The organism is Microcoleus sp. T3_A4 (genome assembly GCF_036700465.1).
Classification (GTDB): Bacteria; Cyanobacteriota; Cyanobacteriia; order Cyanobacteriales; family Microcoleaceae; genus Microcoleus.
Window position 1 is genome coordinate 40,242 of the sequence record NZ_JAUBOY010000036.1, and the last position, 13,581, is coordinate 53,822.

The 13,581-nt window shown below is 45.1% G+C and carries 12 protein-coding genes; 3 read left to right on the forward strand and 9 right to left on the reverse strand.

The features are described from left to right. The first annotated feature begins 10 nt into the window (after positions 1–10). Both QUA07_RS20410 and QUA07_RS20415 read left to right on the forward strand, forming a co-directional pair. The gene (locus tag QUA07_RS20410) at positions 11–211 is read left to right on the forward strand and encodes a hypothetical protein (protein WP_333103120.1); all 201 of its coding nucleotides are present in this window, start codon (positions 11–13) and stop codon (positions 209–211) included. Continuing rightward, entirely contained in the window at positions 211–462 is a 252-nt protein-coding gene (locus tag QUA07_RS20415; protein WP_333103119.1) for a hypothetical protein, read from the forward strand. The genes QUA07_RS20410 and QUA07_RS20415 overlap by 1 nt, the downstream gene beginning before the upstream one ends. Here the strand turns inward: QUA07_RS20415 and QUA07_RS20420 are convergent. From QUA07_RS20420 to QUA07_RS20445, 6 genes are all read right to left on the reverse strand, one after another. Continuing rightward, positions 452–2,365, reverse strand: a complete 1,914-nt coding sequence (locus QUA07_RS20420; RefSeq protein ID WP_333328473.1) for an aminopeptidase P family protein — start codon at positions 2,363–2,365, stop codon at positions 452–454. The two genes, QUA07_RS20415 and QUA07_RS20420, sit on opposite strands and share 11 nt — an antisense overlap. 16 nt (positions 2,366–2,381) lie before the next feature. Beyond that, on the reverse strand, positions 2,382–3,551 hold the full coding sequence (locus QUA07_RS20425) for a pyridoxal phosphate-dependent aminotransferase (protein WP_333328562.1): 1,170 nt from the start codon (positions 3,549–3,551) through the stop codon (positions 2,382–2,384). Positions 3,552–3,637: 86 nt separating this feature from the next. After that, positions 3,638–6,679, reverse strand: a complete 3,042-nt coding sequence (locus tag QUA07_RS20430; RefSeq protein ID WP_333328476.1) for an SMC family ATPase — start codon at positions 6,677–6,679, stop codon at positions 3,638–3,640. A 251-nt stretch (positions 6,680–6,930) separates the two neighbouring features. Further along, positions 6,931–8,106 carry an exonuclease SbcCD subunit D gene (locus QUA07_RS20435; RefSeq protein ID WP_333217333.1) on the reverse strand — a complete coding sequence of 392 codons (1,176 nt, stop codon included), beginning with the start codon at positions 8,104–8,106 and terminating at the stop codon, positions 6,931–6,933. Between the two features lie 193 nt (positions 8,107–8,299). After that, positions 8,300–8,626, reverse strand: coding sequence for a DUF433 domain-containing protein (locus QUA07_RS20440; protein WP_333328565.1), 327 nt, complete (start codon positions 8,624–8,626; stop codon positions 8,300–8,302). Positions 8,627–8,693: 67 nt separating this feature from the next. Next, positions 8,694–9,596, reverse strand: a complete 903-nt coding sequence (locus tag QUA07_RS20445) for an ion channel (protein ID WP_333328479.1) — start codon at positions 9,594–9,596, stop codon at positions 8,694–8,696. Between the two features lie 112 nt (positions 9,597–9,708). On the opposite strand from QUA07_RS20445, the gene QUA07_RS20450 reads away from it, so the two are divergent. Then, complete coding sequence (locus tag QUA07_RS20450) at positions 9,709–10,029, forward strand: hypothetical protein (protein WP_333328482.1); 321 nt, start codon at positions 9,709–9,711, stop codon at positions 10,027–10,029. 140 nt (positions 10,030–10,169) lie between these two features. Here QUA07_RS20450 and QUA07_RS20455 read toward each other — a convergent pair whose 3' ends face one another. The 3 genes from QUA07_RS20455 to QUA07_RS20465 all read right to left on the reverse strand — a co-directional run bounded on the left by QUA07_RS20455 (position 10,170) and on the right by QUA07_RS20465 (position 13,218). Then, the gene (locus QUA07_RS20455; RefSeq protein ID WP_333328485.1) at positions 10,170–11,504 is read right to left on the reverse strand and encodes a hypothetical protein; all 1,335 of its coding nucleotides are present in this window, start codon (positions 11,502–11,504) and stop codon (positions 10,170–10,172) included. A 555-nt stretch (positions 11,505–12,059) separates the two neighbouring features. Continuing rightward, positions 12,060–12,581: a hypothetical protein gene (locus QUA07_RS20460; RefSeq protein WP_333328488.1), complete on the reverse strand. Its 522-nt coding sequence runs from the start codon at positions 12,579–12,581 to the stop codon at positions 12,060–12,062. A 286-nt stretch (positions 12,582–12,867) separates the two neighbouring features. Next, positions 12,868–13,218, reverse strand: coding sequence for a hypothetical protein (locus QUA07_RS20465; protein ID WP_333328490.1), 351 nt, complete (start codon positions 13,216–13,218; stop codon positions 12,868–12,870). Positions 13,219–13,581 lie beyond the last annotated feature (363 nt).

Sequence of the window (13,581 nt, forward strand, 5' to 3'; positions counted from 1 at the left end):
CACAAGCTCTATGTTGACGATCGAGCAAATTGAAGCCGCTATCCTGGATCTACCACCAGATAAGTTTCATCAACTTTTGGAATGGTTTTTTGAGTTGGATTATCGGCGTTGGGACGAGCAGTTAGAACAAGATATTGCTGGCGGTAAGTTGGAAGATTTAGCCCAGGAGGCGATCGCAGATTTTGAGGCGGGGCGCTATCGGGAAATTTGATGCACTACACGACTCGTCGATTTTGGGAATGCTACAACGCTTTACCTGAAACCGTAAAGCTTTCAGCCGATCGATGTTACGAATTACTCAAAGCCGATCCAACTCATCCATCGCTGCATTTCAAAAAAGTCGGCAAGTATTGGTCAGTCAGAGCCGGACAAGACTACCGAGCTTTGGGTATAGGGATTGAGCAGGGTATTTTGTGGTTTTGGATCGGCGCGCACGCAGAGTACGATCGGCTTATTGGCTAATAGTAACATCAATTTTACCTAACGCAGCGCAGGCTGTTTTCAACCATTCAATTGTTGCTGCATCAAGTACGGGTTCCAGCTTCTCGACTACCGAAGCGTGATAATTATTCAACCATGCGAGTTGAGTCTTTGACAGTCGATCGACATTTATCAATTTGCGCTCAAACGGAATATACGTCAGCGATTCAAATCCGTACCAAACCGAACCGTTTTTTGAGGGCATTTCCCTGACAACATAGAGATTTTCGATGCGAATTCCGCCCCATCCCGGTTCGTAATATCCCGGTTCGATGCTCGTTACCATTCCGGCTTCCAGGGGATATTGTACCGATTTGCTGATGCCGTTTGGCCCTTCGTGACCGGCTAAAAACGCGCCGACTCCGTGCCCGGTGCCATGTCCGTAGTCTAGCTGTTGTTGCCATAATACCGCACGGGCGATCGCATCTAATTGCGCTCCCGTTGTTCCTTTGGGAAATTGCTGCATTGCACAGTTGATGTGCGCGATTAACACTGTGGTGTAGTGTTCTATTTGTAGCGCCGTCGGTTCTCCGATACTTAGTGTTCTCGTATCGTCGGTTGTACCTGCTAAATATTGCGCGCCTGAGTCAAGCAGCAGCAATTCTCCGGGTTTTAAGGTGACTTCTGGGCTGGGGGTTCCGTAGTGTACGATCGAGCTATTGGCTCCCGCACCTGCAATCGTTCTAAAAGTTAAAGTCTGAAAATCAGTTTCTTCCTGGTAAAATCTTTCGATGCTTTCTTTGACATCAAACTCCGTCAAAACCTTACCATTTTCTAGTTGTTCTGTCAACCACTTCAAAGTCAAAGTTTTCGCTCGACTTGCTTTGAAATTGGCTGATTTCATCTGCTCAATTTCTACGGGATTTTTGCGAGCTTTCATCCCTTCCACCGGATGTGTCTCAAAAACTATTTCGATGTTGTATAACTGCGCTTCTTGATGGTTTAATATTAACTGGTACGTGCCTGCTGTGCTGTGTTTCGGGTCTAAAAGTACCCGAACTTTATGTGGCAAATTTACGCAAGTTTCTAATGTATGCGGATAGTCTGCGTAGGGAAGCAAAGTTACATCCGCCCGCAATTCTTGCTTGATTTCTAGTGAAATTCGTTCGGTATTTGTAAACAAAAATGCTGAATCTGTGGTGACAATGGCATAGGATATGAAAATGGGAATGTGGGGAATATCCGAGCCTCGGAGGTTGAACAGCCACGCTATTTGATTGAGGTTGGTAATCGGAAGCACATCGATGTTGGCTTTTTGCATCGCTTCCCTGACTCTGGCTAATTTTTCGGCGGCGGTTTCTCCGGTCAGGGATACAGGTAAGCTAAATATGGGCTCTGCATCAATCGCGGGTAAAGTCTCTGCTGTTTGCCAAGGAGTTTGCGATCGTACTTTGTCTGTCAAATTCTCCCGGATTGGTATGAGCTCAATCTCCGCATTCGCGAATTTTTTCACCCAATTTTGATATTGCTCTGTCGCTACAGTAAACGGGTCAAAACCCAGGCGAATTTTAGTTGATTTTTCTGCCGATTCTACCGCCAGTTTTTCTAAAGTTTCAATTAAGGTTAAATTTCCTTCTAAGCCGAGTTTCGATATTTGAATAATTCCAGTATCGACTTGCAATTCGGCTTGTTCGTAGTAGCGGGAATCCACAAACAACCAAGCGGAATTTTTGCCAACCAACAAATCACCAGCGGAACCCGTAAAACCGCACATCCAAGCTCGCCGCTGCTTGGCTGCTGGAACTGATAAATTTAAGTGTTCGTCAACCGCTGGGATGTAATAGCAATCTAATTCATAATCTGCCATCAAATCGCGCAAGTCTGCCAGTCTTGCAGCGGAGGTATCTTGGATATTTGTATTTGCTTTTAAATTAGTGGCAACCATGTTGAATCTTCCTATTTTACTTGTTTAAAATTGTCTTCAAACCTTTAACCAATCTCCTAATACCTGCGGTGGCGGTTGCTTTTTCCAAAGCACCGTAAGCAACGCGCAAATAGCAGCCGCTATCCATGCCGAAGGTTGTACCGGGAAGCACTGCTACGTGATATTCGCGAATTAATTTTTCTACTAATTCCATTGTATCGATTTCAGTATCAACTTTCAAGAAAAAGTAGAATGCTCCGCAGGCTGGGGAAATTGTACACAAGTTTTGGATGGTATTGAGTTCGTCTAATACGAGTTGTCGCACAGATGCGATCGCCCTTACATAATTATCGCAGTAACCTCTACCAACTTGCAAGGCTCCCAGCGCTGCATACTGAGAAATTACGGGGGGACAAATCAAGATTGTATCTTGAATTTTTCTCACTGAAACGAGCAAATGTTCTGGGATTACCATATACCCGATCCGCCAACTCGCAAAACCATAGGCTTTGGAGAGGCTAAACAGAGAAATTGTATGTTCGCTGCTATTGGGAAAAGCGGCGGGCGAACAGTGTTTGACGCCGTTATAAGTAAAATATTCATAAGCTTCATCGCTGATGTGATAGATGTTGTGCTGGCGACAAATTTCGTTGACTTCCCGGAGTGCTTCGGAAGGATAAACAACACCAGTGGGATTATTTGGGGAAATGGTAACTAGGGCTCGCGTTTTGTCGGTAATTGCTTTTTTTATAGCATCGATATTAAGTTGATAATTGGCGTCAGTTTCTACTATGACTGGTCGGCAACTTGCCATAATTGCCGCCATTTCGTGGTTGAAGTAATAAGGTGATTGGATAATAATTTCGTCTCCCGCCGAGGTGATGGCGAGAATGGCGTTGGTAAATCCCATATTGCTGCCGGCGGTAACGACAATGCAGTTTTTGCTGTTAATTTCTATGTCGTTATCGGTTTTAAGTTTGGCTGCAATAGCATCTTGTAATTGTGGAATTCCTTCCACGGCTTTGTATTTGTGATTGTCGGTATTTGCAAAGAATTCGGGAATTCGGTCAAATGATTCTTGTGGCGGATTGTAGTAAACTACGCCTTGTCCTAAAGATATTGTTCCCGGATTTTGGCGGATCAGTTCGCCAACTACTGGAATTATTGGCGACTGTACCGATTGCATTCGAGTCGGGGGATTTTTCATCATATATTATAGGTAATTGTAGGGTAGGTTTAGTGATAATGTACGTCCTTAAGCAAGTTTACTATTTCACGCACGCGCCTCTCACTTCAGGATCTATGTACTTCTATTTTAGAACCTTGGGGTGATTTAGAAACTTTAACTTGTGCGGGCAATCTTTCGCCCAATTCTCGAACGTGGGTAATCACTCCAATCAGCCTTTCTCGCTGTCGCAAAGATTCTAAAATTTGAGTAACGCTTTCGAGAGTTTCGGTATCTAAAGTACCAAATCCTTCATCTAGAAATAAGCTGCCCAAGTGAGCTCCTTGAGACAGCTTTTCTGACAAAGCTAAAGCCATTGATAAGGAAGTGGCAAAGGTTTCGCCACCGGAAAGAGTACGCACTCGTCTAGCTTCGCCGCCGTTCCAATTATCTGCTACCCAGTATTCGCCGTCTTGGTTTATTAGTTTGTAGCGATTTTCGGTTAATTCTTGCAAAATTAAGGTGGCGCTGCCGACTAATTCTGCTTCTAAATGTTCTAAAATGTAGGATTGAAATTCGTTGGATTTGAGATTCTGCGCTAAGGTGTGATAAGTTTGCTCTTGTTCTGTGAAATTTGTGATTTGCTGTGACAGTCTTTCGGCTTGTTCGAGATTTTGGGCTGCTACTTGAATCCAAGCTAACAGTTCGGCGCGGTTGTTGTTGGCTTGTTTGAGGTTTTCTTGGGCGGTCTGTTTTGCCGATCGCACTTGTGCTAAAGTATTCTCATCGGTAGTTCTGCCTGCGATTGCCTCGCTCAAATCTTTCGCCCGCGTCTCTAACTGAATTTTTGATTCCCGGTGAGAGCGAATAGCATTTTCCCATTCTGATTGTTCCTTAACTGTCGCCACCGCTGCTAAAAATGTCTCTTCTGTGAAATCAGCCGCTGTTAATTTTGCTGACCAATCCAGGTTTAACTGCTGTTTCTGGGCTTGGGCTTGTCCAAAAGCTTCTCCAGCTTGTTGCTCTCTCTCTGCGGCTTGAATAACCTTATTGTGAGCAGTTTGATATGATTTTTCGGCAACTTTCAGCAGATTTGCCAAGTCTTGTTTGTCTTGTTCTAAGACTTTTGCTAAATTAGCATAAGGTTGATATTCGGTAATTTGATAAAGCGCATTTACACAACTTTGCAACTGCTGCTGCCGGCGGTCTGATTCGGCGATCGCATCTTGATATTCCTGCTGTTTAGCTGCTTGAGTCGCCACAGCAAAATTAAATTTTTGTTGAAAATTATCATATTCCAATGATGCGAGTTGGAACTGCTGTTCGGTTTGGCGGTATTGGCGATCGCTCTCTTTAAGGAGTGCCAACTCCTGCTGCAACCCCAAGCTTTCCCACTGAGGATTTTCCAGCACATGAGTGATTTCCTGCTGCAATTGAGCAACTTTATTCGCAGTTAATTCCAACATTTGAGCAATTTCCGACTCTTTTTGCAGGCAGGCTGCTACTGCACTTTTTCCCTCAGCAGCCAACCTTTGAGCATCTTGAAAAACCTGATTTGCAGCAGCCAATTTCTGCCGCAAACCAGCCACATCGACAATATTAGAATCGGGCAAAGGAGGGAGCCGATCGCTCTCAGGATGCACCCCCCCGCACACCGGGCAAGTATCGCCAGAATTCAGCGACATTCTGACAGCAGCCACACTCTCTAAACGTGCGGCTTCCGCATTAGCGGTTTGGGCCGCTTCTAACTCGCGATCGCACTCTTTTAGTTGGATTTCTGCTGCTTCTAAATTAGCGGCAACCTGCACATAATTCTGTTGAGCTTTTTCCTTATCTGCCAGAGATTTATCCAACTGTTCTTGCTGAGTCTTTTGCTGCTTGGTAATTAGCTGCAATTCCATCAATAAGGGTGAAATTTGCTGCAATTGCTCTAAACGCTTTCCTCCCGGCGCATACTGTTCGAGCTGTGCCGCTGCTTGAGTAACTCGAAAACCCGCGCCTTGAATTTTAGTGTTAGCAGCTTGCAGTTCTTTATCTGCTGCCATAAAAAAGCGGAGTTTTTCCTGTTGAACTTTTTGGGCAAGCGCCACTTCTTTTTCTAATTGAGCGCGCTGTTCTTCATATACTTTAGCAGCAGCTAGAGCATCTTCGCGAGCCTTAATTTGTGGCGCTAGCACGTCTTCTTTGGCTTTTGCCGCATCAAATTGGTGCTGCTCTACTGCCAGCTCAGAGCGAGCTTTAATTAACTGCTTTCGCGCTGCCACCGAGGCACTTTCGGCAGTTTCATACTGACTGCGAGCCGATCGCACTAAAGCCCAATCTCCCTGTAAATGATTGGCAGCTTGCGCTCTTTCTAAACGCTGTGCTAAAATTGCCACCTCAGCAGAATTAGCATTTAATTGGGCCAGTTGTTGTTGTAACTCTTGCCAGCGAGCGATTTGCGAAAATAGCTGTTCCTCTTCATCTAGATCCTTTTGAGCTTTCATCACAGCGCGATCGAACTGGGGTAACTGCTGCTCTAAAATCAAAAGTTGCGATCGTCTTTGATCCACCTCATCCGCCGTCGGCGCACTCAAATCCGCTAGCTGCCTTTCCACCATTTCCCGTTCCTGTTTCAGCAACTTTGCGAGTTCATTTGTTTCCTTCCGCATCTGCTCAAAAATCTCAAATCCCGCTAGCTGCCGCAAAATTTCCCGACGTTTTGAAGTATCCCCTTTAATAAATTCATCAAACTTGCCTTGAGGCAGAACAATTGCGCGTGTAAAAGTATCAAAATCCATTCCTAAAATCTGTTCAATGGTATTTTGAACAGCAACGATACTCGTCCCCAAAGTTTCCCATTGACCATTTTGCCAGTTGTCCAAAATCACCTTATTTTCGGGAGATTTGGGACGAAAACGCCACCTTCGCGTCACCCGATACTGTGCCGAACCCACAGCAAAACGCAACTGCACTTTTAAATTTTCGCTGCCTTGACTTGCCAAATCACTTACCTGTTTGCCGCTGCGAGTTGTCGTGCCAAAAAGAGCGTAAGTCATGGCATCTAACAGCGAAGATTTGCCCGCACCTGTAGCACCAGTAATTGCAAACAAGTCGAGTTGAGAAAAATCTAAACGCTGTTCGCGGTGGAAGCTGGTAAATCCTTCGAGAATAAGTTCGAGTGGACGCATACTGATTTTAGTTTTAGGATTTGGGGTTTTAGATTGTTATATTCAGGTCTACTGTCTTCCTTCTACAGTCTTCCCGATCCCCCCTAACCCCCCTTAACAAGGGGGGGACAAGAGTATTATCAAAGTCCCCCTTCTTAAGGGGGATTTAGGGGGATCTAGACTCGACTACAAGCGACATTGAGCGTGGGTTTCAGTCTTAAAACTATTTGAAATTTGAGATTTTGGATTTTGGATTGTATTTTTTTACCCATTTAATTGTTAACTGTTTCCTTAAACTTCTTGTACAAATTTTTAAATTCCTCCAATACTACCGGTTTCGGTGTCGTTCCCAAGCGGTTTTGATAATAGTTGCAAAACTCTGCTGCCGGATCGAAATTATTGGGATCGATATTAGTTATTTCTGTTGCTTCTAGCGCTGCATCTGGATAGCGCGGTTCAATTAACAGCGCTTGAGAACAAATTTGGCGCACTCGATCGGCAAGTCCGATTTGCGGACTGTCCAGTTCGACAATTACTTTCAAGAAACCCGGATGGTACTGATGAGCTTGTAAAGTTTCATCGAGATTGTCGTTATGACATTTAAGCACTTTTAACGGCTTGTGGCAAGCCACCGGCTTAAATTCCACCTTTGCCTGACTTCCCGGCTCAACTTCTATCAAGCAAAATCCTTTTTCCTGTTCCGCTTCTCCAAAATCTAACTGAATCAAAGAACCGGAATAATAAGCGGGAGAAGTCTCAGAAATCCGCTGGTGAATGTGGATGTGTCCGAGGGCAACATACTGAGCTTCCGGCGGCAGAGTTTGCGATGATAGCAGGTATTTTTCTCGCGTGTAATAAGCGACTTCGGATTTTGCTAATCGAGCGCCGTCAATGCTCATGTGTCCCATGAGAAAATTGACAGTATTGTCTCTAAAATCCCTGGTTAAATCTTCGAGTAAATATTTTACTATTTCGCGGTAATCTTTTCGGCGATCGGCATCGCCAGACTGCCAGAGAGAATTAGCATCTAACAGTCTTTGTTCGGAAGCAAAAGGCATCGCTCCCACGCAAAGTTTACCGCTTTTTGTATTAAGAGTAATTGTGCCGCCGTCTGCGGAAAGCCTGGGTTTGCCTAAAGCGCGAACACCGGCGAGGGAAAGCAATTGCGCGATGCTGTCGATGCGGGATGCCGAATCGTGATTACCGGCGATCGCAATTGCGGGAATTCCTGCCGCTTGGAGTTCGCAGAAAAAGTTATAAGCAATGCGTTCAGCGTAAGCGGGAGGGTTGGGCACGTCGAAAATGTCGCCGGCAACGAGCACAGCATCGACATCCAAGGCTTTTGCTTGCTTCAAAATCTGTTCGAGGGCGATCGCAATTTCAAAAGTGCGATCGATCCCTCGAAAACGTCGCCCTAAATGCCAGTCAGCAGTATGAATTATTCGCATAGTACGAGGAGTTTTTTGTTTATGTTAACTGAGATGTTGTACCATTTTCAAGAACGGGCAAGATGCCCGTTCCACAAAGAATAAATTTCTTGTGGAACGGGCATCTTGCCCGTTCATAAAAGCCTGATTTAAAATGGTAAAATATTTCAGTTTTAATGCTTTGTGCGATCGCGGTATAAAGATCTGCCACAGTTTATGCCTCTTCCTGTTCTCGAATTGCTCTTTCAATCTCATCAGGATATGCCTCAGCATAACTAAAAGCATTCACCAAATCTACGGCACTCAGATCGGGATGACCTTCTAAAATATGAGCATCTGTGGCACTTTGACGGCGATAACTTACCAACAGCCAAACAGGAATCCGAGTTTTTCGGATACAGGCTTCTGTGCCCATGACACCGGGAGTCTTTTGAATTCCCGGCCAAAAGTTGCTTAAACTTTGGGCTAGGAATTGTATAGCTTGAGCCTTTTCTTCGGGAGTTAAAGCCAAGAGTTGCGGTTGCAATTCTTTGAGTGTCATCTTCGTAGTAACTGAAGTCATAAATATCAACTTTTATCGTCCTAGAGGTATTCTAGCACTATTATACTCACAACTTTTCTTCCACCGGCTTCACATCGTGAAACCGAGTATAATCAACCACCCGCCCTCCCGTCGCCGATTTCAAAAGAATATCTACAAATCGCATATTCCACATAATTTCAGAGGCTACAAAAGAATGTCGCGCGTGAATAGTTTGCGAAACTGTTTCGTCAATTCCTGTTAAAGTAATTACAATTTCCGCTTGCTGTTCCATCAAGTCTTGGGCAGTAAGTTGGTACAAAGGACTGCTCTCCTCAATTGCGTGCATAACCGTCCAAGTTAAGGCAAAAACCGGAGAGTGACTTCGCACTAATTGCAAATCGTAAAAACGCCGCATAAATTCTCCTTCCGCTGTTACCTCGTTGCGGATCAAAGTAGCTCGCTGCTGCGCTTCTAAAATTTGGTTGAAACGCTGATTTGCAGTGCGGTACATCAGAGTCGGAACGCCGTTGAAAGGAGCGATCACAGCTACCCGGCTGAAGATAACTCTAGCTGTTGGTCTGGAAAATCTCGAAAAAGCCAGTCCCGTCACCATCGCCACTCCCCACAAACCAAAAAGCGCTTCGATCGCAACTATAGTATTAGCGTAATCCGTGCGCGGATACATAGCACCGTAGCCGATCGTCGCCATTGTTTGCACGCTGAAAAAAAAGGCATCTTGGAAAGAACCGGGCCGCGCGTTAGCAATGCAATCTCCTCCCGCCAAGTATGCTAAGGCAAATAAAGAATTCGCGACTGTATACGACAGACAAATCAGCAGGAAAAATCGCGGCCAAGAAAGAGTTAGCAGCCTGTGGTAGAGGTCGGCAAAATGCAGGCGCGGTACTCCCAACTTGACAATATTTAAGGGGAATTGTCCTTGGCGGCTGACTAAACGCGCCTGTTGCTGGCGGTTGCGGTTGCTTTTCATTGCGATTTGTAACTGCGGCTGTTTCAATTTGTAACTATTGCTTTGACCGGGAAAACTTATCCTTTAGACTGATGTCTGATTCCAAAAATTCGGATACAAGCGGAGTTTAGAAATGGTTGAGCTTAACTGGCATGACTATCTCGTTATGGTTTCTTTTGTGGCATCTATTGCGGGTCTAGTCCTGCTGGGTGATAATCGTGACTCGCAGCCAACGGACGATCGCACTTTGAGCGAAGAAATCCTAATCAAGATGAGCTTTACTTACTGGATAGTGTACTGCATCTCTTTTTTCGGGCTGAAACTTCACCTACCAGAGGATAGCTGGTTATTGCTCAGTTTGAAGCTGACTACGGTTCTTTCTTACTTGTTGACTGCTTCTAGCATACTCAGCCTGCCGCTGCAACGCATGGCTGTCCGACAAGTTGAAGATTAAAAAAAAGTTTTTGTAGTGAGGACTTCAGTTCTTTCGATCGCGCTGAAGAAAAACTAAAGTCCTGACTGCAAAGCTATTTGAGTTATATTACCGGGCAATAAACTCACAGTTAGCTGTGAGTATGCCACGAACTCGGTTGCTTAGGATTTAAAGCCTTTAGAGCTTTTCTTTTTATCCTGCGGTTTAGACTTTGACTTATTAACTTCGCCTAAAGCTTCCTGAAATAAGTTGTGCAGGTGCACGGGAACGCTGGCAATTTCGGGGAGTTCTGGTTCTAAGGGTTTTTTAAACTCTTGCAGCAAAGCATCTAAATCGCGATCGATCTGAAAGTCTGCACGTTCCAATACAGTTTGCAAAATTTGTTCTAATTTCGCTGAATTAACTTTAGCTAACCGTTGCCAAATCCAGACATTAATTGCAGGATCTTCTAGATAGTTACGCACCAGCTTTTCGTAACCGGGAACGGTTGAAAAGTCTGCGGCTGCTAGCAGTGCAGTAAATTGAGCGTAAGTAGACAAAAAGGTTTGTCCCCAGCGAGGATGAGAAAGTGCTGTCACCTGTTCGGCTTTCTTGAAGCGATCGGGCAATTCAACTTTCGGCATTACCATTTTTGAGTGAGGATCGCTATCGATCCCTACCTCCACTGAAGACGGATCTGCACCGGCTGCTGCTATAGCTGCTGCTTTAATTTCTTCTGCATCGACTCCAGCATCTTCAACGATCTCCGCCAGAGATTTATGTTCATCAATGCCGATATCCGCTAGGCGTTTTTTAGTGATGAATTCCTGAAATTCAGCCAACTGTTTATTCAGGTGATATCCCGATAGCGTAACTTCCTCACTGCCAAAAAATTCGGTAAAATCTTCGTGGTACTGTTCTACCGAATGCCAAGCTTGCTCTAACAATTCCGGCGCATCGCTGTATAGGTTATTTTTGTGATTTTGCTTGAAATTGCCGATCGCCACCGCCAACTTCGGCTTGCCCAATTTCCCCATCGGTATCGGAGGGCCCGATAGTATCCACCAGTCATCGGTGAGAGGAGCAATCCGAGCCCGCAAGATTTCTCCTAACTTAAAGCGAGACATTTCTGCAAGAAAATTAGGACTGTTGGGCTTGACCACGTAGTGCTTAGCCGTCAGCCAGTTCATCAGTTCAAACCTGTCGGGGGAAAGTTGAGTGATTTCAAATAAGCCGGTGAAGCTTCTGTGTTCCCAACTTTCCAGCAAGCTACGATCGCTCTCGGTTAAATCCGGCTGACTTTCGACAAAGAGGTCGATCGGGGTTTTCTCTCCGACTTTACCTTCGATGGTAAAACTGTCAATCACTTGATTTTGCTGAGCAATATCGTAGCGCTCGCCGGTCGATCGAGCGGCAGCATAAGCTTCCAAAGCTACCGCCAACTCTCCCTCAGCATCCAGCACAAAGTCAATTAAATTTTGCTTGAGTGTCCAAGCTCTTTCCAACATTTCATCCACAATTTATACCGATTTTGAATGAGGGGATTTAGATTTTTAACAATTATCGGGCTTGAAGCAACCAACGCTTTACGCTGGGGCTGCGATTGAATAAAGCGCATCGCGAACAATGACAGAAATATGCGATCGATGCCTCAGTCCTGAATAAGTTTAATTTTAAGGCTAATAGTCAAAAAAAAATGTTAATCTCAAACGGAAGCATCCCGATTTTGTAAAAAGCATTTTTTAGGAGTGCGATCGTCCCGCACAGCAAAGCCTCTACGTATCTAGCGAGTTCTCACAGCGAACAGTCCTGTGAAATAAAAATAGTGCTGAAAAATGGGATTTCAAGGGATCATAAAAATACCCTCTCCGATGTAGAGAGGGGCTGAAAATCCCCAAAAACTTCGCTAAACTCGCGTTAAAAACTGTGCTATCTATCAACAACAGTCCAAGACGCAGCAGCCGGGTTTTTTTTTGATCAAACACTTCTCTCCATTCCGGTACCCGGCTAAAAATAACCGGAACATTTGAGTTTGTGTGTCTCCAAGACTGAGAAATACTTGGCGTAAGCCCTTAGCGGCCGTCTTTGTCAATGTCGCCAGGAACAGCCCGTTCCACCCGATCCCAAGCGTCGCGCGTGGCGTGCTTAGCTTTTTCCCAACTCACTTTAGACTTACCGCGATTTGTTTCGTAGTCGCGCTGCAAATCCGGTTCGATCTCGTTGAATTTCTTACCGGTAGCGCCATAGCGACTGTATCCCTCATAACCGGTGCGGTATGCAGGCTGATAGTCTTCATAAGTTGCGCTAGTGTCCACGTAAGGACGGGAACTATAGTTGCTTTGCCAGTAAGCCTCTTCTACCGTCGGGTCGATCGCCTCGCCCACACCTTTGCCCACCAAACCGCCGCTAAACGAACCCACAACAGCGCCGACAACTGCTCCTACAGGCCCGCCGATGGCACCGCCGATCGCAGCACCCGCAGCACCGGCACTCGCCGCACCAATACCCGTTGCCACTGGATGAGCCCCTGTTTCCCCCGAAAGCGGGTCGAGGTTAGCATCAGGTTCATGTACCGTTTTTTTGTCATCGCTCATGATATTTTTTCCTTTTATCTAAATGTAACTATTATTAAATTTACCTTTTAAATTCATATCTATTCATCTGCCTTAAGGATGAATCTGCTAGCTTCCAAAGGAGGGAAATGAGAAAATACTTCTCCAATCAAAAAGTAGTTTTACACACTACTCTCAAGCGATAAGGTGCGCCGAGGCGCACCCTAAATCATTATGTTCAATTGAGTTCTGAGATCGGCTTTATTGTGTACTCACTGAAGCTGTGTATTTACCAGCAACTTGAGTTATATATAAATCTCTTGATTTATTAGTTGCCTGTGACCTTTTCGATCAAATCTTCAGCTTTTTGAACTATTCCTTCTTGCGGGTGTTCTCCCTTGTACTCTTTTAAGCTTTCGTCGTAAGCTTTCTCGACCTTGGCAGGATTTTGAGAGGTTTTGACTATTTCTTCGTAAGCTGCTTGGGGATTGAGATCCTCGAAACTTTCTGCGGGGTCAGTAATTTTAGCTTCTGGCGGCGCCTGAGTTCTATCTTGACCTGCGTAAGCAGTCTGACTGGGTACTACCGCTAGACTTAGCAGACCCATGAACGCCAGGGTACAGACCAGCAAAATGCTTTGGCTCAATGTTTTTCCGAGAGCTTTTAAAACCCGCTTCATATCAACTTCTCCTCGTATTTTTCCGCAAAAATTATGGTGTTTGTCGCCCCTTCACTGCGATCGCACATTGACAACCTTGGTTCAAGCGCAATCTTTGTCGCAGCTACCGCATCTAGAGCGAGGCAAAAGGGATGTTTCTCGTGACATCCCATATCTTAAGCGCCTGCTTGTTACTATTCCTTCTACCAAAAGATAGATTAGTTATACAAGCGGAACTCATCTCCTATGAGCGGCGATCGCAATTCCTGCGAGGAACCCTATCTAGGGGTTTTCTCATCTATTACGAAGCCCCTGACTCTTCTTTTTCGGCGCGTCTTTCGCGTCTTCGCCCTTCTGGAAAAAATTCCATTTCTCAACATTTTA

What these genes read in the sequence shown, in the direction of transcription:
- QUA07_RS20430 (WP_333328476.1), bottom strand. Translation starts at nt 6,679, where the DNA reads ATGCGTCCACTCGAACTTATTCTCGAAGGATTTACCAGCTTCCACCGC.
- QUA07_RS20410 (WP_333103120.1), top strand. Translation starts at nt 11, where the DNA reads ATGTTGACGATCGAGCAAATTGAAGCCGCTATCCTGGATCTACCACCA.
- QUA07_RS20415 (WP_333103119.1), top strand. Translation starts at nt 211, where the DNA reads ATGCACTACACGACTCGTCGATTTTGGGAATGCTACAACGCTTTACCT.
- QUA07_RS20435 (WP_333217333.1), bottom strand. Translation starts at nt 8,106, where the DNA reads ATGCGAATAATTCATACTGCTGACTGGCATTTAGGGCGACGTTTTCGA.
- QUA07_RS20420 (WP_333328473.1), bottom strand. Translation starts at nt 2,365, where the DNA reads ATGGTTGCCACTAATTTAAAAGCAAATACAAATATCCAAGATACCTCC.
- QUA07_RS20465 (WP_333328490.1), bottom strand. Translation starts at nt 13,218, where the DNA reads ATGAAGCGGGTTTTAAAAGCTCTCGGAAAAACATTGAGCCAAAGCATT.
- QUA07_RS20440 (WP_333328565.1), bottom strand. Translation starts at nt 8,626, where the DNA reads ATGACACTCAAAGAATTGCAACCGCAACTCTTGGCTTTAACTCCCGAA.
- QUA07_RS20445 (WP_333328479.1), bottom strand. Translation starts at nt 9,596, where the DNA reads ATGAAAAGCAACCGCAACCGCCAGCAACAGGCGCGTTTAGTCAGCCGC.
- QUA07_RS20450 (WP_333328482.1), top strand. Translation starts at nt 9,709, where the DNA reads ATGGTTGAGCTTAACTGGCATGACTATCTCGTTATGGTTTCTTTTGTG.
- QUA07_RS20425 (WP_333328562.1), bottom strand. Translation starts at nt 3,551, where the DNA reads ATGAAAAATCCCCCGACTCGAATGCAATCGGTACAGTCGCCAATAATT.
- QUA07_RS20460 (WP_333328488.1), bottom strand. Translation starts at nt 12,581, where the DNA reads ATGAGCGATGACAAAAAAACGGTACATGAACCTGATGCTAACCTCGAC.